Here is a 22,240-nt window from a genome sequence, read left to right as displayed (position 1 = left end):
CAGAGGCCACTTCAGATCTCCTCTGAAATAGCCTCTGACCTGCGACTTATTAAGTCGGGACGACAGGATTTGAACCTGCGACCCCTTGACCCCCAGTCAAGTGCGCTACCAAGCTGCGCCACGTCCCGGTGCCCGTCGTGACCTGGGGTTTCCCCCGGCCTGACGCGCACCGCAACAATACCGCACTCGGGTCGGTGGTCGCGCACGCCTTTGCCCCGCGACCGCCGCGCGGCGTGCCCGCACCCGCCACTTGACCTCAACTTTGCTTGAGGTTGCACGATCGTCCGTATGACGACAACAGCGACGGAACACCGATACGGGCCCGGAGACGGGCACAGGCACGACATCGACAGGTACGAGGCGCTGACCGGCCTGATGGAGCTGATGAGCGGGGACGAGAAACACGGGCCGGCGGCGACGTCCACGCTCGACGCGCTCTGGGTGCTCTACGACCGGGTGCTGCGGGTCGGCCCCGGGCGGGCGGACGACCCCGGGCGCGACAGGTTCCTGCTCTCCAAGGGCCACGGCCCGATGGCCTACTACGCGGTGCTGGCCGCCAAGGGCTTCGTGCCGGTCGACTGGCTCGCGGGCTTCGGCTCGTACGACTCGCCGCTCGGCCACCATCCCGACCGCGTGCTCGTGCCGGGCGCCGAGATCGGCAGCGGCTCACTCGGGCACGGGCTGCCGCTCGCGGTCGGTACGGCACTGGGACTACGGGCCCAGGGGCTCCACGACCCGCGGGTGTGGGTGCTCGTCGGGGACGCCGAACTGGACGAGGGCAGCAACCACGAGGCCATCGCCTACGCGGGTCCGGCCGGGCTCGACCGCCTGCACACCGTCGTGATCGACAACTCCTCCGCGAGCTGGGCGCTGCCCGGCGGGATCGCCGCGCGGTTCGAGGCGGCGGGCTGGTCGGCCGCGACCGTCGACGGCCGGGACCACGAGGCCCTGTTCGCCGCGTTCACGGCACCTCATCCGGGGCGTCCGCGTGTGGTCGTCGCGCGGGTCGAGCCGAAGAGCGCGTGAGCTGCCGCCCGGCCCCGCATTTCCCCCACCCTTCCCGACCTCTGAGCCTCTGAAAGGTTTCCCATGGACTCCATGCGTGAGCGGTTCGCCCCCGTCGTCTCGCGGCTGCTCGACGAGGATCCGCGTGTCGCCGTCGTCCTCGCCGAGATCGGTCTGGCCGGTTTCGAGGAGGCCCGCCGCCGCCACCCGGACCGTGTGATCAACGTCGGCATCCGTGAGCAGTTGCTGGTCGGCGCGGGCGCGGGCCTGGCGCTGACCGGACTGCGGCCCGTGGTGCACACGTTCGCCAGTTTCCTCGTCGAGCGGCCCTTCGAGCAGATCAAGCTGGACCTCGGCCATCAGGACGTGGGCGCGGTGCTGGTCAGCGCGGCCGCGTCGTTCGACTGGCCGGCGGGCGGCTACACCCACATGTCCCCCGGTGACGTCGCCCTGCTCGACACCCTGGACGGCTGGACCGTGCACGTGCCGGGCCATCCGGACGAGGCCGAGACGCTGCTGCGGCACGCCGTCGCGGCGGACGACGACAAGGTGTACGTACGGCTGTCCGAACAGTCGAACGCCCGGGGTCTGCCCGTCGACGGCACCCGGTTCCTCACCGTGCGGGAGGGGCGGGCCGGTGTCGTCGTCGCGGTCGGTCCGCTGCTCGACCCGGTGCTCGACGCGACGGAGGGACTCGACGTCACCGTGCTGTACGCGACGACCGTGCGGCCGTTCGACGCGGCGGCGCTGCGCCGTGCCACGGCGACGGCCGGCACCGATGTGGTCCTGGTCGAGCCGTACCTGGCCGGGACGTCGGCGTCCGCCGTGAACGACGCCCTCGCGGATCTCCCGCACCGCGTGCTCGGCCTGGGCGTCGGCCGCCGGGAGTTGCGCCGTTACGGCCTCGTCGAGGAACACATGGCCGCGCACGGCCTGGACGCGGAGTCCCTGCGGGAGCGGATCGACGGGTTCCTCGGCCATGTCGGCCGTGCGCGCACGCAGGTCTGAACCACCCGGACCCCTCAGCCGTTCACCACGACCCCCAACTCCGGGTGGGACTCCAGCAACCGGGGCGGCGCCGCCTGCCGCCAGGAGTCCGCGAGGATGTCGCGCAACTCGTCCGCGTCCTCAAGGGCCGCCAGCCGTACCCGTACCCACGCGGAGCCGGCCTCGTGGTCGGCGACCCAGAACTTCCCGGGTTCCGCGAGGACCAGTTCGTCGCGCTCCGCCTTCGGGCAGCGCACGGCCATGGAGGTCTCCTCCTCGGGCAGGGTGGCGAACATCTTGCCCGCCACCCTGAAGGTGGGCATGCTCCAGGCGGTCTTCTCCTCGGTGTCCGGCAGAGAGAGACAGATTCGGCGTACGTCATCGGCATCCTGCATGGCAGGCACCGTAGCCAACGGCACTGACAACGACAGCCGTTCCGGCCGGGGGTTCCGGGCTGGGTCATCGCAACAACACCAATTACTCTGGCCTCAGCCGTATCACACGTGCCCGCACATCCCGGGTCGAGCCCGCGCGAACTTACCGGTTGACCCGGAAGAAAGGTATGGAAGCAGATGTCCGACCAGCAGCAGGCATCGGGAGAGTCCCCCGTCCCCGGAGCGGCCGCCCCCACGCCCGGCGCCGAAGCCGTCGCGGCCCGCCCCGCCGGTGCCGAGAAGCCCCGGACCGCCTCCGCGCCGAAGGACACCGGGACAGACAGCACCGGCACCGGCACCGGCACCGGCACCGCGGACGAAGCGGACGGCTCGGGGGAGGCACCCGACGGCGAGCGCGCCGGTGAGAAAGCCGACGAGAAGGCCGACGAGAACGAGAAGGCCGGCAAGGACGCGAAGGGCGCCGGTGAGAACCCTGGGGGCGAGGGCGCCACGGACGACAAGGGCGGCGCGCGGGCGCTCTCCGCGGCGGCGGCCGGGGAGCACCACCGGGCCGTCGCGACCGCCGCGGCCGGCAAGGGCGCGACCGGCGCCACCGTGAGCGCGGTCGGCCGGCCCCGCAAGCCGGTGCTCGCCGGTGCCGCGCTGGCGGGCGCCGTCCTGGTCGCCGTGCCACTGCTGATCACGGTGGCCGGCCGGGACGAGGAGAGGAAGACCGTCGACAGCACGGCCGCCGACACCGTGCTGAACGAGGTCGACGGCCCGGCCGGTGTCTTCGCGACCCAGTCGCCCTCCCCCTCGAAGAGCGCGCCCGGGAAGGAGAAGAAGAAGGCGCAGTCCGCGGCACCGCCGGCGGAGAAGGCCGCCGCCGCACCGTCCGCGGAACCGAGCCCTTCGCCGAGCCGGAAGAAGAAGGCGAAGGCGGAGGAGGAAGAGAAGGACGAGGAGAAGGCCGCTGTGGCCAAGAAGGCCACGAACACCCTGCCGGCCGTCCTGACCCGGGTGCTGATCAAGAACAACACCAACCACACCTGTGTGGACGTCCCCGGCTTCACCAGTGGCCGGCAGGACGGGCCGGTGACGCACGCGACGTGCAACAGCAACACCGACGACAACCAGCTGTGGAACGTCGAGCAGCGTTACCCCGCGGCCGGACCCGGCGGGGTGCCGCTCTTCCAGATCCGCAACGTCATGGACGGCATGTGCCTGGATCTGCCCGGTTACCAGGGCGTCGGGGGCGCGACGAAGGTCACGGAGTTCCCGTGCGACGGCAGCACGAACGACAACCAGCTGTGGTGGCTGGACAAGCAGTCCGACGGAAAGTTCTGGATACGCAACGCGGCCAGCAACAACCAGTGCCTGGACTCCTACGGCGTCGACGACCGGACGCGCGACCTGATCGTCTGGCTCTGCGCTCCGGAGGGCCGGAACAACCACGAGTGGATCTTCACACGCTCCTGACCTGACCTGACCTGACCCGCCCGGGCCGGGCAGGGGCGAGCCGGGGCGGGGCTCGGTGCCGTCATCCCACGGGGGCGACCCCCGCCAGTGCCTCCAGCACCGGCCGGATCAGCGGGTGGGCCTCGGCGCCCCGGCGTACCGCGGCGAAGACCCTGCGGGTGGGGGCGGCGCCGTCGACCGGACGCACGACCACCCCCGCGAGGTCCATGCCGTGCAGGGCCGAGCGCGGCACCAGGGCGACCCCCGCGTCCGCCGAGGCGAGCGCGACGACCGCGCGGAAGTCGTCCGAGGAGTGCTCCAGTCGCGGCTGGAAACCGGCGTGCTCGCAGGCCAGGACCACCACGTCGTGGCAGGGGTTGCCCGGGTACGGGCCGATCCACGGGTCCTTGGCCAGCTCCGCGAGCGGCACCTCCGTGACGTCGGCGAGACGGTGGTTCTGCGGCACGACGGCGTCGAAGGGCTCGGCGTACAGCGGGATGTGCGCGAGCCGGGGGTCGTCGGCGTCCGGGGCGCCCCGGTACTCGACGGCGACCGCCACGTCGACCTGCCGGTCGAGCAGCATCGGCAGGCTCGCGTCGCCCTCGGCGTCCTGGACGCGGATACGGATGCCGGGCGCCGTGCGGGCGAGCCGGGCCAGGGCGGGCGCGACGACGAGGCCGATACCGGTGGCGAAGGAGGCGAGGGTGACCGTGCCGGCCGAACCCGCGCTGTAGGCGGCCAGCTCCGCCTCGGCCCGCTCCAGCTGGGCGAGGACCGCGTTGGTGTGGCCGAGCAGGATCTCGCCCGCGGGCGTCAGCCGTACGCCCCGGGCACCGCGCTCGACCAGGCGGTGACCCGTCTCCTGCTCCAGGGCCGTCAGCTGCTGGGAGACCGCGGAGGGGGTGAGGTAGAGCGCGGCGGCGGCCGCCGTCACCGTGCGGTGGTCCGCGACCGCCCGGAGGATGTGCAGCCGCCGCGCCTCGATCATGCGGCTGATTCTCTCAAACGTCCACGCCGCCCGGCCCCGGCCTCTCCCGCCTCCCCGGTCTCCCCGGCCTCCTTGATCCCCTACGCGTCCTCGGTCTCCCCCGCCAGCTCCGTGCGCGCCGCCACGAACGCGTCCACGGCGCGGTTCACGTCCGCGGTGGAATGCGCGGCGGACAGCTGTACGCGGATCCGGGCCATGCCCTGCGGGACCACGGGGTACGAGAAGCCGATCACGTACACGCCGCGTTCCAGGAGCAGCTCGGCCATCCGTCCGGCGACGGTCGCGTCACCGATCATCACCGGGGCGATGGCGTGGTCTCCGGGAAGGATGTCGAAGCCCTCCTCGGTCATCCGCGAGCGGAACAGCGCGGTGTTCGCGGCGAGCCGCTCCCGCAGGTCGTCCGCCGACTCCAGCAGGTCGAGGACCTTGAGCGAGGCGGCGGCGATCACCGGGGCGAGGGTGTTCGAGAACAGGTACGGGCGTGAACGCTGGCGCAGCAGCGCGACGATCTCGGCGCGGGCGGCGACGTAACCGCCCGACGCGCCGCCGAGGGCCTTGCCGAGGGTGCCCGTGATGATGTCCACGCGGTCCATGACGCCGTGCAGTTCGGGGGTGCCGCGTCCGCCGGGGCCGACGAAGCCGACGGCGTGCGAGTCGTCGACCATCACCATGGCGTCGTAGCGGTCCGCGAGGTCGCAGATCTCGCGCAGCGGGGCCACGTAACCGTCCATGGAGAAGACGCCGTCGGTGACGATCAGCCGGCGGCGGGCGCCCGCGGCCTCCTTCAGCTGCTGTTCCAGATCGGCGAGATCGCGGTTCGCGTAACGGAACCGGCGGGCCTTGGACAGCCGGATGCCGTCGATGATCGACGCGTGGTTCAGGGCGTCGGAGATCACCGCGTCCTCCGCGCCGAGCAGGGTCTCGAAAACTCCGCCGTTGGCGTCGAAGCACGACGAGTAGAGGATCGTGTCCTCCTGGCCGAGGAACGCGGACAGGCGCCCCTCCAGCTCCTTGTGCACCTCCTGCGTACCGCAGATGAAGCGCACGGAGGCCATGCCGTAGCCCCAGCGGTCGAGCGCCTCGTGGGCGGCGGCGACGACCTCCGGGTGGTCGGCGAGGCCGAGGTAGTTGTTGGCGCAGAAGTTGAGGACCTCACCGGGCCGCCCGCCCGCGGTGACGTTGACGGTCGCGGACTGCGGGGTGCCGATGACGCGCTCGGGCTTGTGCAGTCCCGCGGCACGGATCTCGTCGAGGGTGGTGCGGAGGTCGTCGCGTACGGAGTCGAACATCATCAGTCCTCACAGAACAGAGTCCGGAGCCTTGAGGGCTCCGGGTCCCAACAGAATCCAGGATCTACGCGGTCCAGGGTCTACGCGGTCCAAGGTCTACGCGGTCCAAGGTCTACGCGGTCCAGTCGAGGACGACCTTGCCGCCGCGGCCGCTCGCCGCGTCCTCGAAGGCCGCCTCGAAGTCGCGGTGGCCGTAGCGGCCGGTGATGACGGGCGCGAGGTCGAGGCCGCCTTCGAGAAGCACCGACATCGCGTACCAGGTCTCGAACATCTCACGGCCGTAGATGCCCTTGATCGTGATCATCGAGGTGACGATCCGGGCCCAGTCGACGGCGAACTCCTGGGACGGCAGCCCGAGCATGGCGATCCTGCCGCCGTGCGTCATGTTGGCGAGCATGTCCCGCATCGCGACCGGGTTGCCGGACATCTCCAGGCCGATGTCGAAGCCCTCGCGCAGACCGAGGGCGCGCTGGCCGTCGGCGATGCCCGACTCGGCGACGTTCAGCGCGAGGCTGACGCCGATCTTGCGGGCCAGGTCCAGACGGTCCTCGCTGACGTCGGTGATCACGACGTGCCGGGCGCCGGCGTGCCGGGCGACGGCGGCGGCCATCAGGCCGATGGGACCCGCGCCGGTGATCAGCACGTCCTCCCCGACCAGCGGGAACGACAGCGCGGTGTGCACGGCGTTGCCGAACGGATCGAAGATCGCGGCCACGTCGAGGTCGACGGGTACGCGGTGCACCCAGACGTTGGACGCGGGCAGCGCCACGTACTCGGCGAACGCGCCGTCCCGGCCGACCCCGAGACCCACCGTCGCGCGGCACAGGTGGCGCCGGCCGGCCTGGCAGTTGCGGCACTTCCCGCAGACGAGGTGGCCCTCGCCGCTGACCCGGTCGCCCACGGCGATGTCGACGACGTCACGGCCGGTCCCCACGACCTCGCCCACGAACTCGTGGCCGAGCACGAGCGGCGCCTCGACGGTCTGCCGCGCCCAGCCGTCCCAGTTGCGGATGTGCAGGTCGGTGCCGCAGATCCCGGTCCTGAGGACCTTGATCAGCACATCGCCGTGACCGACTGCCGGCTCCGGTACGTCCATGAGCCGCAGTCCGGGCTCCGCCTTCTCCTTGACCAGCGCCTTCAACGGGGCTCCCGTGCATGAGGTCCCGGATCCAGGTATGCCGAGGGACACCCGCACCGGGGAGAGAGTGGATTCGCCCAGCAATCTGCCGTACGACGGCACCCCGGGTCCATCGAGGTTTTCTTAACCGCCGCCGCAGCTTTCCTTCACACCGGGACGGGCGGCCGTACCGCCCCGGTCAGAAGCCGCCCTCCCGCAGCGCGATCCGCTCCGCCAGTTCCGCCGCCGTCGCCTTGATGGTCTCCAGGCCGGACCTCCCCCACGCCCTGGGCTCGACATCGGTGACGCACACCGTGCCCAGTGCGATACCCGTACGGTCGAGGAGGGGCGCGCCGAGGTAGGACCGGATGCCGAACTCGTCGACGACCGGGTTGCCGGCGAAGCGCGGGTAGTCCCGGACGTCCTCCAGGACCAGCGCCTTGCGGCGGACCACCACATGGGGACAGAACCCGTGGTCACGGGCCATCCGGCGGCCGAGCCCGAACCGCGCGCCCCCCGCACCGTCCCCGCTCCCCTCTCCGCTCCCCTGCCTGTTCCCGTCCGCGCTCCCGTCACCGGTGTGCCGGGTGTGCAGCCCCGCGAAGAACTGCCCTTCCTCGCCGATGAAGTTGACCATCGCGTACGGCGCCGCGGCCAGTTCGGCGAGTCGCCGCGCGAACGCGTCGAAGGCCGGTTCCGCGTGTTCCCCCAGGCCCAGCACCCGCAGTCGGCGCGTCCGGGCGGGCGCCTCCCTGTCCTCGGGCGTGAGCAGCAGTCGACCGGCCGGGCGGGGCGGGTCGTAGCTCATGTGTGTGCTCCGTGGCTCGGGGCGCGCGAGGGCGCATGGGCGAGCAGATGGCGTACGAGGGTGAGCAGGGTCTGCACGCCCGAGCTGGAGATCCGTGCGTCGCAGCGGACGACCGGTACGCCCGGGTCGAGGTCGATGGCCGCCCGCACCTCCTCCGGGTCGTAGCGGAAGCCGCCGTCGAACTCGTTGACGGCGACGACGAATCCGAGGCCGCGCTGTTCGAAGAAGTCGACGGCGGCGAAGCACTCCTCCAGGCGCCGGGTGTCGGCGAGGACGACCGCGCCGAGCGCGCCTTCGGAGAGTTCGTCCCACATGAACCAGAACCGTTCCTGGCCGGGGGTGCCGAACAGGTACAGGACGTGTTCCGGGTCGAGCGTGATGCGTCCGAAGTCCATCGCGACGGTCGTCTCGACCTTGTTCTCGATGCCGTCGAGGTTGTCGGTCGCGGTGCCGGCCGTGGTCAGCAGTTCCTCCGTGCTGAGCGGCGCGATCTCGCTCACCGCGCCGACGAAGGTGGTCTTGCCCACTCCGAAGCCTCCCGCCACCAGGATCTTCAACGCGGTGGGGAAGGGGTCAGAGCTGTCGTCGTAGTCCATCGAGCACTGCCTCCAGAAGAGACCGGTCAGTGGGGTTGTGGTGGAACGTGGGGGGCTTCGTGGAGAGTGCTCCGCAGTCGACGAGGTCGGAGAGCAGCACCTTGGTCACCGCCGCCGGCAGTTTCAGGTGCGCCGCGACCTCGGCCACCGACACGGGGTCCCGGCACAGTTCGAGTGCCTGCGTGTGCTCGGGACCGAGATAGCCGAGGGGGGTGACACCGGTGGCCATCACATGGGAGAGGAGGTCGAGCGCGGTGCTCGGCCGGGTCCTCCCGTTGCTGACCTGGTAGGGACGTACGAGGCGTCCGGCCGCGCCATCGAGCCAGGGCCCGTCACCGGCCGCGGCCACGCTCAATGCCTCATCGCCGGCGGTTCGACGGAGTGCTGCCGCGGGGCGGTCATCAGGTACGGGCGGACGCTCTTCACCAGCATCGCCATCTCGTAGCCGAGTACGGCCGCGTCGGCGTCGCGTCCGGCGAGCACGGCGAGACAGGTGCCGGAACCGGCCGTGGACACGAACAGCAGCGTGGAGTCCAGTTCGACGACGACCTGCCGCACGTCGCCGCCGTCGCCGAAGCGGACGCCCGCGCTGCGCCCCAGGGAGTAGAGCCCGGAGGCCAGGGCGGCCATGTGGTCGGCGCTGTCGGGGTCGAGTCCGTGCACCGACTTCACGAGGCCGTCGCAGGAGAGCAGGACCGCGCTCCTGGTGTGCGGCACACGCTGCACCAAGCCGCTCATCAGCCAGTCGAGGTCGGACGCATGGCCGGTCGGCGCATCGCTCGCCATGGTGGATCGACTCCTTGGGGTACGAAGGTCTGCGGGAGCGGAGGAGGTGGGAGTGGTGGGGACGGGGGTGGCTCGGGTGGGAGTGGCGTGGTTCATCCGGCCGGCGCGCTCCCGTCGTGCCGGGCCGTGAGGTCGTGTCCTGGCAGGGACGGCCCTTCCAGGTGATCGGCCCCTCTGTGCGCGGGCTCCACGAGGGCCGGGGCGAGGGGCTCCGCCTCCCCGTACCGGGCCTCGGTGTACCGGGCCTCGGCGAGACCGATGCCGCGCTGGAACGCCGCCATCAGGCCGGGGTCGTGCCCGACGGGGACCTCGGGCTCCTGCCGGGGTACGGGCCCGCCGCGCAGTTCTGGCACGAGGTGCTCCTGGGCCCGCCGCTTGGGCAGCCGGGGCCGGCTCATGCTGCCGCGCACCGCGCCGCCCCGCGGGGTGGGCGGCGCGACCGTGTGCTCGTCGACGGCCCGCCGGTCGTCGGGCCGGATGCCGGGAACGGCCTCCGCCGGGGTGGCACTGGTCCCGGCACGGCGCACGGGCAGCGGGGCGGGCCCTCCCGCGGCGTCGACGGCGGTCGGCCCGCTCGGTCCGCCCGACCCACCGTCCCGCGAAGGCGAAGGCGAAGGCGAAGGCGACTGTGGCGACGGCTGCGGCGGCGGCTGCGGCTGCGGCTGCGGCTGCGGCTGCGGCTGCGGCTGCGCGGACGGGAGCACGGGCGCGGCTGTCTCCGGTCCGCCACCGTGCCCACGGGCACCGGACACGTACGCCCCCCGCGTCGGCGCCCCATGAGGGACGGGAGCCGCACGGGCGGGAGCCGCACGGGCGGGAGCCGCATGGGCGGGAGCCGCCGCAGGACCGGGCGTCCCCCGCCCGCCTCCCTGTGTCTCGTCCTCCGCCCCCAGCAGCGCCTGCGGTACGACCAGTACGGCCTGTACGCCACCGTAGATGTTGGTCTGCAGCCGGACGGCGATCCCGTGCCGGCGCGCGAGCTGGGAGACCACGAACAACCCGATCCGGCCGTCCTGGAGCAGACTCGCGACGTTCACCTGGTCCGGGTCGGCCAGCAGCGCGTTCATCCTGTGCTGCTCGGCCGGCGGCATGCCGAGCCCGCGGTCCTCCACCTCGACGGCGAGCCCGGAGGTGACGACATCGGCTCGCAGCAGCACCTGTGTGTGGGGGGCCGAGAACACCGTGGCGTTCTCGACGAGTTCGGCCAGCAGATGGATCACATCGGCCACGGCGTGCCCGCGCACGGTCCCGTCGACCGGCGGGACGAGCTTGACCCGTGAGTACTGCTCGACCTCGGCGGTCGCGGAACGCAACACCTCGGTCATGGGAACCGGGTTGCTCCACTGCCGGCGCGAGACGGCGCCACCGAGCACGGCGAGGTTCTCGGCGTGGCGCCGGATGCGGGTGGCGAGGTGGTCGACGTGGAAGAGGCCCTTGAGCAGGTCGGGGTCCTCGATCTCGTTCTCCAGCTCGTCGAGGAGCGAGATCTCGCGGTGCACGAGGGACTGGAGCCGCCGGGCCAGATTGACGAAGACCTCGACCTTCTGCTCGCTGCCGGCGCGGCTGGAGAGCCGGGACGCCTGGACCACCGCGGCGACCGCGCCGTCCTGGGCGGACGCCAGGTCCTCGGCGAGCAGGTCGAAGTCGTCGGCGGCCGGGGCGGGCCGACCGCGCGGTCCGCGGGCGGGCGGCGCGTCCCCGCGGCGCAGCGTCTCGACGAGGGTGCGCAGCTCGGCGAGGCCGCGGGCGCTGGTGCGGCGCAGGGTGCCGATGCGGTCGTGCACCGACCGGGCGGCCCGGTCGGCGGCCACGGTGGCGATCAGGATGCCGGCGAGGGCGACCGCGCCGGCTCCGGCGAGCACGGTCCACAGGGCGGGGCCGGGACGGGCACCGGTCGAGCGGACGGTGAAGAGCACCGCGGCGCTCGCGCTGAGGGCCACGGCCAGGGGCGGCAGGACCGCGAGACGGAGCAGTTGGGGCCGTATGTGGGTCTCGGGCAGCGTGGGGGTGGCGCGGGGGGCCGGTCGCCCGTGCCGTCCGCCCTCGCGGCGGTCTGCGCGTGGGGCCGGTGCGCGGAGGTGAGACATCGACGTCCTCGTACTGGTGTGTCGGGGCGGTGGGGGCTCCCCCGGTCTGCGACCGAGGCGTGCGCCGGCTGGGGCGTACGCCTCGCCGCGCCGGGCGGGAGGAGCCGACGTCTCTCCCCCGGTGCCACCTGGCGGACACTCACAGTAGTCGCCTCCGTCCCACGCGTGGTGGGCAGTCGACGAAGTCCGGCGGCCGACGTCCCGCCTTGGTGTGAGTGTTCGTACGACAGACCGATTAGCCCCGCTAACACACGCTCGTACACCCCAAGGGATCGATCACACCTGGTCAGAACCGTTCAACAAAAAACGGCGAGGGCCGGGGAGCAGCACGCTCCCCGGCCCTCGCCGACTGCCTTCCGGCCCGTCCGTGTCACCCGGCCGGGACCGACTCCGGGTCTCCCGTGTCCGCCGTCCTGTCACGGGGCGTGTCACGCGCCGTGTCGGGGGCTGCGTCGGAAGCCGTCTCCCCTGCCGCGGGCCGGCCACCTCGTGGGGGCAGGGCCACGCCCCGCCACCAGGGCTCGGACGGAACGGTCCCGGCCGTCGGCTCGAAGGGCTCGCCGGGGCGGGGCAGTGCGATGCGGGCGCCCGCCTCGCGTGCGGCGGTGACGGTGCCCTCGCCCGGCTCGGCCCAGGGGTGGGTCGCGAGGTTGAACGTGGCCCAGTGGATCGGCAGCATCACACCGGAGGGGCTGCCGCCCTGGAGGTCGAGGTGGGCCCGCATGCCCTCCTCCGGCGTCATGTGGATGTCGGGCCAGAACTCGCTGTACGCGCCGATCTGGATCATGGTGGCGTCGAAGGGGCCGTACGCGGCGCCGATGTCCTTGAAGCCCTCGAAGTACCCGGTGTCGCCGCTGTGGTAGATCCGGTGCTCGTCGCCCGCCACCGCCCAGGAGGCCCAGAGGGTGTGCTGCGTGTTGCGCAGGCCGCGGCCGCAGAAGTGCCGGGCGGGCGTGGCGGTGAGGGAGATGCCGCCGACCTTCGTCGTCTCGTGCCAGTCCAGCTCGCGCAGCCGGTCCGCCGGGACGCCCCAGTGCTCCAGGTGGGCACCGATGCCGAGGGGCACCGCGAACACCGTGTCCGTGGTGGCCAGGGCCTTGATCGTGGGCAGGTCGAGGTGGTCGTAGTGGTCGTGCGAGATGACGACCACGTCGACCGGCCCGAGCGCGGCCAGCGGCACGGGCACGGGGTGCAGCCGCTTGGGCCCCGCGAAGGTGAACGGGGAGCACCTCTCGCCCCAGACGGGGTCGAAGAGCACCCGGTGCCCGTCGATCTCGGCGAGCACGCTGGAGTGGCCCATCCACGTCAGCCGCAGCCCCGAGACCGGCGGCCTGGCGAGGTCGGCGACGGTCGTGGCGTGCACGGGCACGACGCCCGCCGGAACCGCACGCGCGCGCTCCTCCCTGCGGAAGAAGCTCCGGGCGAATTCGAGCATGGCGCCGTCCGGGCGGGGGGCGCCCTCGGGATTGCGGAAGACACCGTCCGCGTAGTTCGGGGACCTGCGGATGCGCTCCATGCGCTCACCACTGGGATCCGCGCCGAACGCGGCGGGGCGCAGAGCACGGAGCCCGGAGCTCGGGAAACGGGAACCGGTCACGGCACCTCCAGGTGGATCGGTCTGAATTCTCATTATGGTCGGCGCCTCCGACAGCGCCGGGGCGGGCGTGTGACGGGGCGGTGTCCGTACCGGACACGGCCGGGGTGCCGTCCGGAGTCCCGCCGGGCGGCCACCGGACCGGTGACCCGGCTCCCGGCCGGTCAAACGTTCCGAAGCCGATCTCTGTTCCCGGGAGGACCGGTGGGCCTGCGGACCGGCGGGCCTGCGGACCGGCGGACCGGCGGACCGGGCGCGGATCACCGCGTGTTGGGCACCGGAGCGGCCAACACGCCTGTCCCGGGCGGCCGGTAACCGTCCCTTCGGCGGCGGTGCCGCCGGCCGGGCCATAGGGTTGCCCGGTGGCGAGAGTGCGGTTGAGTGTGGCGGCGCGGCGCGAGGAACTGCTGCGGGCCGCCATCGGGCAGATCGAGGAGCGCGGGGTGTCCGCGGTACGGATCGCCGACGTGGCGAACACGCTCGGCGTGAGCAGCGCCTTGGTGCTCTACCACTTCTCCACGAAGGAGAAACTCGTCGCCTCCGCGTTCGCCCACGCCGCCGAGGACGACCTCGCCCGCCTGCGCAGACTGCTCGGCCGCCGGACGACCGCGCTGCGGCGGCTGCGCGCCGCCGTGCGGTGGTACGCGCCGACCGGGCAGGCCAAGGGCTGGCGGCTGTGGATCGAGGGCTGGGCGGTGGCGCTGCGCGAACCCGCGCTGCGGGACGTCACCCGTGACCTGGACCGGCAGTGGAAGGCCGCGCTCACCGGGGTGATCGCCGAAGGGGTGGCCGGGGGCGAGTTCCGGTGCCCGGATCCGTCGGGGACGGCCCTGCGGCTCACCGCCCTGCTGGACGGGCTCGCCGTACAGATGACGGCGTACCCGGGCGCGGTGTCACGCGCCCGTACCCAGCGGTGGGCGGACGAGGCCCTGGCCCGGGAGCTGGGTCTCGAACGCGAGGCGCTGAGGTGAGGCACCGAGGTGCGGCACCGCGGACGCCGGGCGCCCCGCACCGGTCCCGCACGGTTCCGCGCCGGTCCCGGATACCTCTCCGGACCCTCTCCGGACCTTCAGGCCACCGCCTCGATCCAGGACTTGATGTCACCCGGTGACAGGCTTCCCTTCGCCACCACCCGGTCGCCCGAGGACTCCCCGCGCAGCCGTCGGCCGATCCACGGCACCAGGTACTCGCGCGCCCACTGGATGTTGTCCCGCCGTGTCTCCGACGAGCCGCGCGGCGGGAGCACCGGCCAGGGCTGGTCCGGGTCGGCGGGCACCTCCAGGCCGAGGACCTGACCGGCGCGCAGGGCGACCCTGGTGTGCCCCTCGGGCGACAGGTGGAGCCGGTCGCCGTCCCAGGCCCGCCGGTCCTGGACGGTCCTCAGGGACCACAGGTCGAGCACCGGGCAGCCGTACCGGTCGGCGATGGCCCGCAGATGGAGGTTGTACGTGGCGATCTTGCCGCGCATGTGCCGGAGCACGGGTACGTCACGCGTGTCGAAGCCGGTGGTCACGAGGACCGTGCCGACGGCCGACGTGAGGTCCGCGACGGCGCGCTCGTAGCGCTCCGCGACCTCGTCGGGGTCGGTGCCGGGCCGGATGATGTCGTTGCCGCCCGCGCAGAAGGAGACGAGGTCCGGCGCGAGTTCCCGGGCCCGCTGCAGCTGGTGCCCGACGATCTGGTCGAGCAGTTTCCCGCGGACCGCGAGGTTGGTGTACGTGAAGTCGCCCTCGGGGCGCCGGTCCGCGAGCAGCACCGCGAAACGGTCGGCCCAGCCGACGTACGTCCCGTCCGGGCCGGGGTCGCCGACGCCCTCGGTGAAGCTGTCCCCCACCGCCACGTACGACCTGATCACCGGTCTGTTGTCGTTCTTCGCATCGTCTGCCACGTCGGCCCATGATTCACCCCGGGATGTGAGCTACGCGACCGTAGGGAAGGGGTGACGCACGGTGAGATAAGCCACGCGTAAAGTGTTGGCCAACCCCGGAATAGGGGTCCGGTGGGGGACGTTGCCGCAGCTTCCAGGCCGGAGTCCCCTTGCCGGAGAGGGTGTCGCACGCCGAAGGCCGGACCCCGGGACGACGGGGTCCGGCCTTCGGTGACGAGCCGGGTGGTGCGGGCCCGCGGATGCGGGCCGGGTGTCAGAGGGAGACGCCCTTGGCGCGCAGGTACGCCAGCGGGTCCACGTCCGAGCCGTAGCCCGCGCCGGTACGGATCTCGAAGTGCAGGTGCGGGCCGGTGACGTTGCCCGTCGCGCCGGAGAGGCCGACCTGCTGGCCCCCCGTCACGGTCTGCCCGGCGATGACGGAGAGGGAGGACAGGTGGGCGTACTGGGCGTAGTGGCCGTCGGCGAGCCGGACGACGACCTGGTTGCCGTACGCGCCGCCCCAGCCGGCGGAGACGACCGTGCCCGCGCCGACGGACCTGAGAGAGGTACCGGTGGGGACCACGAAGTCGACACCGGTGTGGTAGCCGCTGGACCACATGCTGCCGGACATCCGGTACGGGGTGCCGACCGTCGGGCTGGCGACCGGCGACGCGAAGCCGGTGGCGGTCGAGGGGGTCGCCGGCTTGGGCGCCGTAGCCGTCTTCCGGCTCTCGGTCGACTGCTGGCTCCCCGTCGACCGGTTGTTCCCGGTCGACTGCCTGCCCCCGGTCGACTGCTCGCTCGGCGCCGTCTTCCGGCTCGGCGTCGACTGCCGGCTCGACGTCGACTTCTTCTCCGCGGACCGGTCCGCGCGGTCCGCGCCGGAAGTGCCCGACCCGGAGCCCGGGGCGGCCGCGGCCTTGCCGCCGAGCGTGAGCTTCAGGCCCGGGTGGATGAGCGACGGGTCGGCGCCGACCGACGCACGGTTGTCCGAGTACAGCCGCTGCCAGCCGCCGCCGACGTCCTGCGTGTCGGCGATCTTCGAGAGGGAGTCGCCCGACCGCACGGCGTACGTCCTGGTGGTGACCTTCCCGGTCCCGGACTCCTCCGCCTTGACCTGCACGGCCACCGGAGCGGATTCGGGGGCCTGGTCCGCGGCGTTCGGGGTACTCGCCACCGAGTCGGCGGCGGACTGCGCGGGCGCGGCGTGCGCTCCGGCCGCTCCGAGGAGCGGAAGGGCGAGCGCGGCGCCCCCGGTTCCGGCGGCTGCCATGGACCGGGTGAGGCGCTGGGACTTGGGGCGGCGGTGCTTACCCTTCGCGGGCATGACGAGTTCCTCTCCGGCGCCTGCGAGGTGAGCTGTCGGGTGCGGGCTGGAGATGCCCGGCCGTGCTCGCGCACGGCTTGACCCCTAGCCGTTCCGGAGACCGGAACAGGCGTCGTACCTGTGGGTCCCCCGCTCCTGCCTCGTACGGGTGAGTGTGCGGTCCCCGGGCGGCGGCAGGATTGGGCGTCCGTCCGGATTGGAGGTGAACGTAAGCGACGCGGAGACACCAGAACAACCTTTTGGGTTTCCTGTGCGTCCTGTTCCCTTGATCCGCGGGCGAAAAGCCGGTCACCGTGCGTGATAAAGGCGTGCGCCCGCCCGTCGAATCCCTGAGGAAGAACCCGAATTGCGTGAGCATGGCGACAGCGGAACGTCACGGATATGACGCTGCTCACGCACCGCCGCCCCAGGAGCCTTTATTCCGACGCGAGTTGCCGCAAAGGCTTCATTGCGGACACATCGGTCACATGCGACGCATGCGGATTACTGCCGCATCCAGGTCTCCCCGCAGTCCCGTCCGCACGCCGTGGTGCAACAGCACCGCACCTCGGTGCACTTCGCCCGTTTCAAGGCATTCGTACGAGGCGGACGGGTCCAGGCCCCGCAGCCTCACCGGCGGCACCGGCTCCCCGTAGTGCTGGGCCTGGAGCCAGGCGAGCACGACGACCTGGTCCTCGCGGAGGTACTGGACGGCGCTCAGCCCGCCCTCGGGCGCCCGCAGACGGTGCAGGTCACCGCCCTGCACCACGGGCCGGATCTCCTGGTAGAGCTTCACCCAGGTCCGCGCCTCCGCCAGTTCCTCCTCGGTCCACCGGGTGAGGTCGCCGCCGACTCCGAGCACACCGGCCATCGCGCTGACGAAACGGAACCGCAGCGAACTGACGCGTCCGTTGAGCTGCGTGTTCGGGCTGTCGGTGACCCAGGCGGCCATGGCCCGCGCGGGGTGCACCTGGCTGAACCCGTGCTGGATGGCGAGCCGGTCGAGCGGGTCCGTGTTGTCCGAGGTCCACACCTGGTCCGTACGGGCCATGATCCCGAGGTCGATCCGGCCGCCGCCGCCCGAGCAGGACTCGAAGGCGACGTGCGGGTGCGCCGCCCGCAAGCGGTCCACCAGGTCGTACAGGGCGTGCACATGGTCCACCCACAGCCGCTGCGGGTACGCCTCGCCGGGCCATCCCGCGTCGGTGAAGCAGCGGTTGAAGTCCCACTTCACGTAGTCGATCGGCGCACTGGAGAGCAGGGTGTCGAGCTGCTCCCACAGGTACTCCCGGACGTCCTCGCGGGCGAGGTTCAGGACGAGCTGGTTGCGCAGCTCCGTACGCCTGCGTCCGGTCTGGAACTGCACCCAGTCGGGGTGCGCGCGGTACAGCTCGCTGTCCGGGTTGACCATCTCGGGCTCGACCCAGATCCCGAACCGCATCCCGAGCCCGTGCACGTAGTCGCCCAGCGGCTTCAGGCCGCCGGGGAAGCGGTCCCGGTTGGGGGTCCAGTCACCGAGCCCGGCCCGGTCGCTGGTGCGCGCCCCGAACCAGCCGTCGTCGACCACGAACAGCTCGACCCCCAGGCCGGCGGCCCGGCGGGCGAGCGCCCGCTGCTGCTCCTCGGAGATGTCGAACTCGGTCGCCTCCCACGAGTTGTAGAGCACGGGCCGGTCCCGGTCCGCGTCCGGGATCACGTGCGCGCGCTGGTACGCGTGCCAGGCGCGGCTCGCCCCGCCGAAACCGCCGTCGCTCCACAGCCCCGCGAAGACCGGGGTGACGAAGCTCTCCCCCGGCTCCAGCCGCAGCAGGCCCGAGTCGTCGTACCCGGCCCCGCCGGTGATCTGCACGCGCGCGTCGGGCAGCTGGGCCACCGCGATCCGCCAGGTCCCCGACCAGGCGAGCGCGCACCCGTAGACCTCGCCGAGCTCCTCGGTCGCCGTGCCGTCGGCGTCCAGGGCGACCCACGGCAGGTGCTGGTGCCCGGTGTGCCCGCGCCGGCTGCCGATGACCTTCTCGCCGTAGGTGAGTGCGGAGCGCACCAGCCGGGACTCGGCCGCCCACCGGCCGTGCAGCTGGGACAGCCGCCATCCGTCGCGCGGCGGCAGCGTCCAGGTCGCGGAGTCGGCGCGCAGCACCTCCAGGGCCGGTCCCTCGTTCCCTTCGTTGGCGAGGGTCACCCAGCGCTCCACGACGTCGGAGCCGGACCGCATCCGGTAGTGCAGGGTGATGCCGAGCCCGCCGTCGGAGAACCGCAGCCGCAGCTCGTCGCCGTCGGCCCCGCCGTCCGTACCTGATCCGCCGTCCGCGCCGGTCTCGTAGCCCCCGAAGCGCCATTCGGTGCCGCGCCCGTCCGGCGTGCGCACGGAGAGCGCGGGCCGCACGAAGCGGGGGCCGCCCTCGACCGGGTACTCCTCGTGGCCGTCGAGGGTGGCCTCGAACGGCCAGTACTCCGGACCGGGACCCGCGGCGAGCGCCTCGGCGTCGGCGAGGGCGATCCTCGGACCCCAGTGCAGGTGCAGCAGCTCGTCCTCGTCACCGAGCCGTAGGCCGTAGCTGCTCGTGGGCCCCGAAAGAAGCCACGTACGGCCGTCTGCGCCGATCTCCACCATCAAGCCCTCACATATTCGAACAGGCACGCTCAAGTCCCGACATCATCAGGGCCCGCGTGCCCTTCCGGCAACGTCTGTGGACAACTCGTTGGCCCACGAACGGATGTCGTATCGTCGGATGCGCACCTCGCCGACGAGCCGCGTCGGCAGCGGACGGAGGAGCTCCCGTGACGCAGCAGGTCCCCTCGACCGAGCCCGAGCTGGCCGGAGTGCGCAACTTCCGTGACGTGGGCGGCCTGCCGACGGCCGACGGCAGGCGGGTGGCGTACGGACGGCTGTTCCGCAGCGGCCACCTCGCGCACGCGACGGCCTCGGACGCCGCGTTCCTCGCCTCCCTGGGCCTGCACACGGTCTTCGACTTCCGCAACGCGGCGGACCAGCGGCTGGAGGGCGCCGACGTCGAGCTGCCCGGGGTACGGAACGTGAACCTGCCGCTGACGGACCCCGCCGACGGCGCCGAGTTCTGGAGGATGGTCCGCGACGGGGACCTGGACCAGCTGCGCGGGCTGCTCGCGGACGGCCGGGCGGCGAACCGCATGATCGTGTCGTACCGCACGATCATCAAGGAGCGCACGGCCGAGCACCGTCAGGTGCTGCACGCGCTGGCCGAGGACAGCGTCCCGGCCCTGATGCACTGCGCGGCCGGCAAGGACCGTGCCGGCCTCTCCGTCGCCGTCACGCTCCTCGCCCTGGACGTCGAGCGCGACGCCGTCATGGCGGACTACCTGGAGTCGAACGCCGGGCACCGCCGCTACAAGGTCCGCCGCAGCGGTTCCGCCGCCTCGGCGTACACACCCGAGGTGATGGAGCTGCTCGGTCCGCTCTTCGACGCGCGCGCCGAGTACCTGACGGCGGCGTTCGACACGATCGAGGAGACGTGGGGCGGGACCGACGCGTACCTGGAGCGGGCGCTCGGCGTCACTCCCGCGATACGGGAGCGGCTGCGGGAGCGGCTCCTCGACTGACCCGGTCCGGGTCCCGGTCCCGGCCTACTGGTTCTGCGCCCCGAGCGTGAACAGCAGGTAGATGAAGGCGGCGAAGACGTGCCCGACCGCCACGTAGATGATGAGCCGCACCCACAGCGCGCGCGGGAACTTCTCCTCGATGTCCTTCATGAGTCTTCTCCTGGGATCGTCGTCGAGGTCGCAGAGGTCGCTGAGGTCACGGTGGTCGCCGTCGGGCCGAGGCACAGAGCGGCCGTCGGACTCTGCAGCAGGGTGTGCACGAAGAGGAGTTCGGTCCCGTCCCGGTCCGCGGCGGCGATCCGGTGCGGGGTCAGCGAGTCGAAGTGCGCGCTGTCGCCGGGTGCGAGGACGTGCGCGGTGTCCCCGAGGCGCAGCCGCAGCCTCCCCTGGAGGACGTACAGCCACTCCTCGCCGGGGTGGACCCGCACGATGTCGCCCTGTGCCCCGTACGGGACGCGCACCCGCAGGGACTGCATGCCGCGTCCGGCGGCGCCGGCCTGCCAGTAGGTCCAGCCGCCGGCCAGGGTGGGCTCCATGTCGGCGCGGCGCACGACCGCGTCCCGCCCGGTGACCGTCTCACCGAGCAGGTCCGACACGGTGGTGGCGTAGATCCGGGCCAGTGCGAGCAGCATCGGCAGCGAGGGCTGGCGCTGCCCGGTCTCCAGCCGGGAGAGGTGGGCGGGCGAGAGGCCGGCGGCGCGGGCCGCGGACTCCAGGGTGAGGGCCGCGCGGCGCCGCAGCGCGCGCAGCCGGGGGGCGACGGCGGGCAGCGGGTCCCCGGCCGTCTCCGGCTCGGCGGGGCCCGTACCCTTGGCGGGGTTCATGGGTCCATTGAGCCGCAGGCTTGCCTCCGAGGCAAATTCATTGCCACAGAGGCAAAAAGAGCCCGTGCCCGCAGTTCCCGTCCGTGGCGGGTGCCCTACCTGTTGGCGACCGCCTGTTTGACCAGGGTCTTCCCGAAGTCCCACATCAGCCCGCCCCCGCTGTGCGCGTCGTCCATCACGGCGGTGAACGCGTCCACGAACCGGTCCACGTCCTGTTCGCCGATCACCAGCGGCGGGATCAGCTTGATCACCTCCAGGTGGTCGCCGGAGACCTGGGTGAGGATCCGGTGGCGCTGGAGCAGCGGCACGACCACCATCTGCGCGAAGAGCCCCTTGCGCGCGGTCTGGAGCATGGTCCAGCGGCCGCGCAGCTTCAGCGACCTCGGCCGGCCGAACTCGATGCCGATCATCAGTCCCCGGCCGCGTACGTCGCTCAGCAGCTCGTACGTGTCGACGAGCGCCGTGAGCCGGGACTTCAGCAGCTCGCCCGTGGCACGGGCGTTGGCCACGACCTGCTCGTTCTCCATGACCGACAGGACTGCGAGCCCGGCCGCCATGGCCTGCGCGTTGGCCCCGAAACTCGCGGAGTGCACGAGGACGCGGTCCATGGACGAGTAGACCTTCTTGAAGATCCAGTCCTTGCCGAGGGTCGCGCTCACGGGCACATAACCGCCCGACAGCGCCTTCGCCACGCAGACCAGGTCCGGCTCGACCCCGTCCTCGTGCTGGTAGGCGTAGAAGTCCCCGGTCCGGCCGAGCCCGGTCTGGACCTCGTCCGCGATGAGCAGCGCGCCGTTCCGGTGCAGCACCTCCTGGGCGGCGCGCAGGTAGCCGGGCGGCGACTCGTGCACGCCCTTGCCCTGGATCGGCTCGACGATCAGCGCGGCGACGTCGCCCTTCCGCAGCTCCGCCGCCAGGACGTCGAGGTCGCCGAGCGGGACCGCCGTGTCGGGCAGCAGCGGGGCGAAACCGTCCCGGAAGGCGTCCTCGCCGTTCACGGACAGGGAGCCGGTGGTCAGGCCGTGGAAGGAGTGCGCGCAGTACAGCACGCGCGGCTTCCCGGTGGCGTACCGGGCGAACTTCAGCGCGGTCTCCACGGCCTCCGTACCGCTGTTGCCGAAGAACACCCGGTCCAGGTGCGGGCTGTGGGCGAGCAGCCTCTCCGCCAGCAGTCCGGGCAGCGGCTGGCAGTCGAAGCGGGTCAGGTCGGCGAGCCCGGCGTCCAGGACGTCGTGCAGGGCCTTGCGGACGACGGGGTGGTGGCGGCCCAGGCCCATCACCCCGAACCCGGCGAGCATGTCCAGGTGGTCGTTGCCGTCCGCGTCCCAGAAGTGGGCGCCCTCGGCCCGTTCGTAGACCTTGTCGAAGCCGATGGTGTGCAGCATGCGCGGCAGCTGGTGGTTCAGGTACTTGGCGTGCAGCTCGTAGCGCTCGGCCCCGCGCTCGGCGAGGAGGCCGGCGAGGTCGAACTCCTGGGGTCCGCTGGTGGTCATCCCTGCTTCTCCTCGGACACGTGCGTCTTGGCGACGGGCCCACCGGCGACCCGCCGCTCCCCGGCGGCCGCCGGTGGTCCGTCGA

Annotated in this window: 21 protein-coding genes, 1 tRNA gene and 1 riboswitch; of the genes, 5 read left to right on the top strand and 17 right to left on the bottom strand. The window is 72.3% G+C overall.

The window, feature by feature from the left end:
* Nucleotides 1-54: 54 nt before the first annotated feature.
* A tRNA-Pro gene (locus tag KM933_RS08445) sits at nt 55-128 on the bottom strand.
* Nucleotides 129-288: 160 nt separating this feature from the next.
* On the opposite strand from KM933_RS08445, the gene KM933_RS08440 reads away from it, so the two are divergent.
* Entirely contained in the window at nt 289-1,026 is a 738-nt protein-coding gene (locus tag KM933_RS08440; protein WP_430727292.1) for a transketolase, read from the top strand.
* 63 nt (nt 1,027-1,089) lie between these two features.
* Nucleotides 1,090-2,013, top strand: a complete 924-nt coding sequence (locus KM933_RS08435; protein ID WP_221349796.1) for a transketolase family protein — start codon at nt 1,090-1,092, stop codon at nt 2,011-2,013.
* Nucleotides 2,014-2,027: 14 nt separating this feature from the next.
* Here the strand turns inward: KM933_RS08435 and KM933_RS08430 are convergent, their stop codons facing one another.
* Nucleotides 2,028-2,387, bottom strand: a complete 360-nt coding sequence (locus KM933_RS08430; protein ID WP_221349794.1) for an MmcQ/YjbR family DNA-binding protein — start codon at nt 2,385-2,387, stop codon at nt 2,028-2,030.
* 177 nt (nt 2,388-2,564) lie between these two features.
* On the opposite strand from KM933_RS08430, the gene KM933_RS08425 reads away from it, so the two are divergent.
* Nucleotides 2,565-3,845, top strand: a complete 1,281-nt coding sequence (locus tag KM933_RS08425) for a ricin-type beta-trefoil lectin domain protein (RefSeq protein ID WP_221349793.1) — start codon at nt 2,565-2,567, stop codon at nt 3,843-3,845.
* Nucleotides 3,846-3,906: 61 nt separating this feature from the next.
* Here the strand turns inward: KM933_RS08425 and KM933_RS08420 are convergent, their stop codons facing one another.
* From KM933_RS08420 to KM933_RS08380, 9 genes are all read right to left on the bottom strand, one after another.
* Nucleotides 3,907-4,812, bottom strand: a complete 906-nt coding sequence (locus KM933_RS08420) for a LysR family transcriptional regulator (protein ID WP_221349791.1) — start codon at nt 4,810-4,812, stop codon at nt 3,907-3,909.
* 80 nt (nt 4,813-4,892) lie between these two features.
* Nucleotides 4,893-6,101 carry a glycine C-acetyltransferase gene (locus tag KM933_RS08415; protein WP_221349956.1) on the bottom strand — a complete coding sequence of 403 codons (1,209 nt, stop codon included), beginning with the start codon at nt 6,099-6,101 and terminating at the stop codon, nt 4,893-4,895.
* 112 nt (nt 6,102-6,213) lie between these two features.
* Entirely contained in the window at nt 6,214-7,242 is a 1,029-nt protein-coding gene (gene tdh, locus KM933_RS08410) for an L-threonine 3-dehydrogenase (protein WP_221349789.1), read from the bottom strand.
* Between the two features lie 175 nt (nt 7,243-7,417).
* Entirely contained in the window at nt 7,418-8,026 is a 609-nt protein-coding gene (locus KM933_RS08405; protein WP_221349787.1) for a GAF domain-containing protein, read from the bottom strand.
* Nucleotides 8,023-8,622, bottom strand: a complete 600-nt coding sequence (locus tag KM933_RS08400) for a GTP-binding protein (RefSeq protein ID WP_221349786.1) — start codon at nt 8,620-8,622, stop codon at nt 8,023-8,025. The genes KM933_RS08405 and KM933_RS08400 overlap by 4 nt, the downstream gene beginning before the upstream one ends.
* The gene (locus KM933_RS08395; RefSeq protein WP_221349784.1) at nt 8,600-8,971 is read right to left on the bottom strand and encodes a DUF742 domain-containing protein; all 372 of its coding nucleotides are present in this window, start codon (nt 8,969-8,971) and stop codon (nt 8,600-8,602) included. The genes KM933_RS08400 and KM933_RS08395 overlap by 23 nt, the downstream gene beginning before the upstream one ends.
* Before the next feature lie 2 nt (nt 8,972-8,973).
* A complete protein-coding gene (locus KM933_RS08390; RefSeq protein ID WP_221349782.1) occupies nt 8,974-9,408 on the bottom strand; it encodes a roadblock/LC7 domain-containing protein in 435 nt (144 codons plus the stop codon).
* Nucleotides 9,409-9,500: 92 nt separating this feature from the next.
* Nucleotides 9,501-11,495 (bottom strand): sensor histidine kinase, encoded by a 1,995-nt coding sequence (locus KM933_RS08385; RefSeq protein WP_221349780.1) that lies wholly within the window; start codon nt 11,493-11,495, stop codon nt 9,501-9,503.
* Between the two features lie 370 nt (nt 11,496-11,865).
* Complete coding sequence (locus KM933_RS08380) at nt 11,866-13,125, bottom strand: MBL fold metallo-hydrolase (RefSeq protein ID WP_260333244.1); 1,260 nt, start codon at nt 13,123-13,125, stop codon at nt 11,866-11,868.
* Nucleotides 13,126-13,451: 326 nt separating this feature from the next.
* Here KM933_RS08380 and KM933_RS08375 point away from each other — a divergent pair, with 326 nt between their 5' ends.
* Entirely contained in the window at nt 13,452-14,060 is a 609-nt protein-coding gene (locus tag KM933_RS08375; RefSeq protein WP_221349776.1) for a TetR/AcrR family transcriptional regulator, read from the top strand.
* 98 nt (nt 14,061-14,158) lie between these two features.
* On the opposite strand, the gene KM933_RS08370 is transcribed toward KM933_RS08375, so the two are convergent.
* From KM933_RS08370 to KM933_RS08360, 3 genes are all read right to left on the bottom strand, one after another.
* Nucleotides 14,159-14,944 (bottom strand): SGNH/GDSL hydrolase family protein, encoded by a 786-nt coding sequence (locus KM933_RS08370; protein ID WP_221349954.1) that lies wholly within the window; start codon nt 14,942-14,944, stop codon nt 14,159-14,161.
* A gap of 286 nt (nt 14,945-15,230) precedes the next feature.
* The gene (locus KM933_RS08365; RefSeq protein WP_221349773.1) at nt 15,231-16,283 is read right to left on the bottom strand and encodes a M23 family metallopeptidase; all 1,053 of its coding nucleotides are present in this window, start codon (nt 16,281-16,283) and stop codon (nt 15,231-15,233) included.
* A gap of 4 nt (nt 16,284-16,287) precedes the next feature.
* Nucleotides 16,288-16,444: riboswitch (cyclic di-AMP (ydaO/yuaA leader) on the bottom strand.
* Nucleotides 16,445-16,746: 302 nt separating this feature from the next.
* Nucleotides 16,747-18,873 (bottom strand): alpha-galactosidase, encoded by a 2,127-nt coding sequence (locus tag KM933_RS08360; RefSeq protein WP_221349771.1) that lies wholly within the window; start codon nt 18,871-18,873, stop codon nt 16,747-16,749.
* 167 nt (nt 18,874-19,040) lie between these two features.
* On the opposite strand from KM933_RS08360, the gene KM933_RS08355 reads away from it, so the two are divergent.
* The gene (locus KM933_RS08355) at nt 19,041-19,838 is read left to right on the top strand and encodes a tyrosine-protein phosphatase (protein WP_221349769.1); all 798 of its coding nucleotides are present in this window, start codon (nt 19,041-19,043) and stop codon (nt 19,836-19,838) included.
* 24 nt (nt 19,839-19,862) lie between these two features.
* Here the strand turns inward: KM933_RS08355 and KM933_RS08350 are convergent, their stop codons facing one another.
* The 3 genes from KM933_RS08350 to KM933_RS08340 all read right to left on the bottom strand — a co-directional run bounded on the left by KM933_RS08350 (nt 19,863) and on the right by KM933_RS08340 (nt 22,155).
* On the bottom strand, nt 19,863-19,988 hold the full coding sequence (locus KM933_RS08350; RefSeq protein ID WP_107019948.1) for a DUF6126 family protein: 126 nt from the start codon (nt 19,986-19,988) through the stop codon (nt 19,863-19,865).
* On the bottom strand, nt 19,985-20,662 hold the full coding sequence (locus KM933_RS08345) for a helix-turn-helix domain-containing protein (RefSeq protein WP_221349767.1): 678 nt from the start codon (nt 20,660-20,662) through the stop codon (nt 19,985-19,987). The genes KM933_RS08350 and KM933_RS08345 overlap by 4 nt, the downstream gene beginning before the upstream one ends.
* Nucleotides 20,663-20,757: 95 nt before the next feature.
* Entirely contained in the window at nt 20,758-22,155 is a 1,398-nt protein-coding gene (locus KM933_RS08340; RefSeq protein ID WP_221349765.1) for an aspartate aminotransferase family protein, read from the bottom strand.
* Nucleotides 22,156-22,240 lie beyond the last annotated feature (85 nt).

Source organism: Streptomyces beigongshangae (genome assembly GCF_019710745.1).
GTDB classification, from domain to species: domain Bacteria; phylum Actinomycetota; class Actinomycetes; order Streptomycetales; family Streptomycetaceae; genus Streptomyces; species Streptomyces beigongshangae.
The sequence above is the reverse complement of the archived record's forward strand: the minus strand, read 5'-3'. Positions and strand labels throughout refer to the sequence as shown.

Excerpts from the sequence above, each read along its gene's own strand:
- KM933_RS08440 (WP_430727292.1), top strand. The coding sequence starts at position 289 with ATGACGACAACAGCGACGGAACACCGATACGGGCCCGGAGACGGGCAC.
- KM933_RS08435 (WP_221349796.1), top strand. The coding sequence starts at position 1,090 with ATGGACTCCATGCGTGAGCGGTTCGCCCCCGTCGTCTCGCGGCTGCTC.
- KM933_RS08430 (WP_221349794.1), bottom strand. The coding sequence starts at position 2,387 with ATGCAGGATGCCGATGACGTACGCCGAATCTGTCTCTCTCTGCCGGAC.
- KM933_RS08425 (WP_221349793.1), top strand. The coding sequence starts at position 2,565 with ATGTCCGACCAGCAGCAGGCATCGGGAGAGTCCCCCGTCCCCGGAGCG.
- KM933_RS08420 (WP_221349791.1), bottom strand. The coding sequence starts at position 4,812 with ATGATCGAGGCGCGGCGGCTGCACATCCTCCGGGCGGTCGCGGACCAC.
- KM933_RS08415 (WP_221349956.1), bottom strand. The coding sequence starts at position 6,101 with ATGTTCGACTCCGTACGCGACGACCTCCGCACCACCCTCGACGAGATC.
- KM933_RS08405 (WP_221349787.1), bottom strand. The coding sequence starts at position 8,026 with ATGAGCTACGACCCGCCCCGCCCGGCCGGTCGACTGCTGCTCACGCCC.
- KM933_RS08400 (WP_221349786.1), bottom strand. The coding sequence starts at position 8,622 with ATGGACTACGACGACAGCTCTGACCCCTTCCCCACCGCGTTGAAGATC.
- KM933_RS08390 (WP_221349782.1), bottom strand. The coding sequence starts at position 9,408 with ATGGCGAGCGATGCGCCGACCGGCCATGCGTCCGACCTCGACTGGCTG.
- KM933_RS08385 (WP_221349780.1), bottom strand. The coding sequence starts at position 11,495 with ATGTCTCACCTCCGCGCACCGGCCCCACGCGCAGACCGCCGCGAGGGC.
- KM933_RS08380 (WP_260333244.1), bottom strand. The coding sequence starts at position 13,125 with ATGAGAATTCAGACCGATCCACCTGGAGGTGCCGTGACCGGTTCCCGT.
- KM933_RS08365 (WP_221349773.1), bottom strand. The coding sequence starts at position 16,283 with ATGCCCGCGAAGGGTAAGCACCGCCGCCCCAAGTCCCAGCGCCTCACC.
- KM933_RS08360 (WP_221349771.1), bottom strand. The coding sequence starts at position 18,873 with ATGGTGGAGATCGGCGCAGACGGCCGTACGTGGCTTCTTTCGGGGCCC.
- KM933_RS08350 (WP_107019948.1), bottom strand. The coding sequence starts at position 19,988 with ATGAAGGACATCGAGGAGAAGTTCCCGCGCGCGCTGTGGGTGCGGCTC.
- KM933_RS08345 (WP_221349767.1), bottom strand. The coding sequence starts at position 20,662 with ATGAACCCCGCCAAGGGTACGGGCCCCGCCGAGCCGGAGACGGCCGGG.
- KM933_RS08340 (WP_221349765.1), bottom strand. The coding sequence starts at position 22,155 with ATGACCACCAGCGGACCCCAGGAGTTCGACCTCGCCGGCCTCCTCGCC.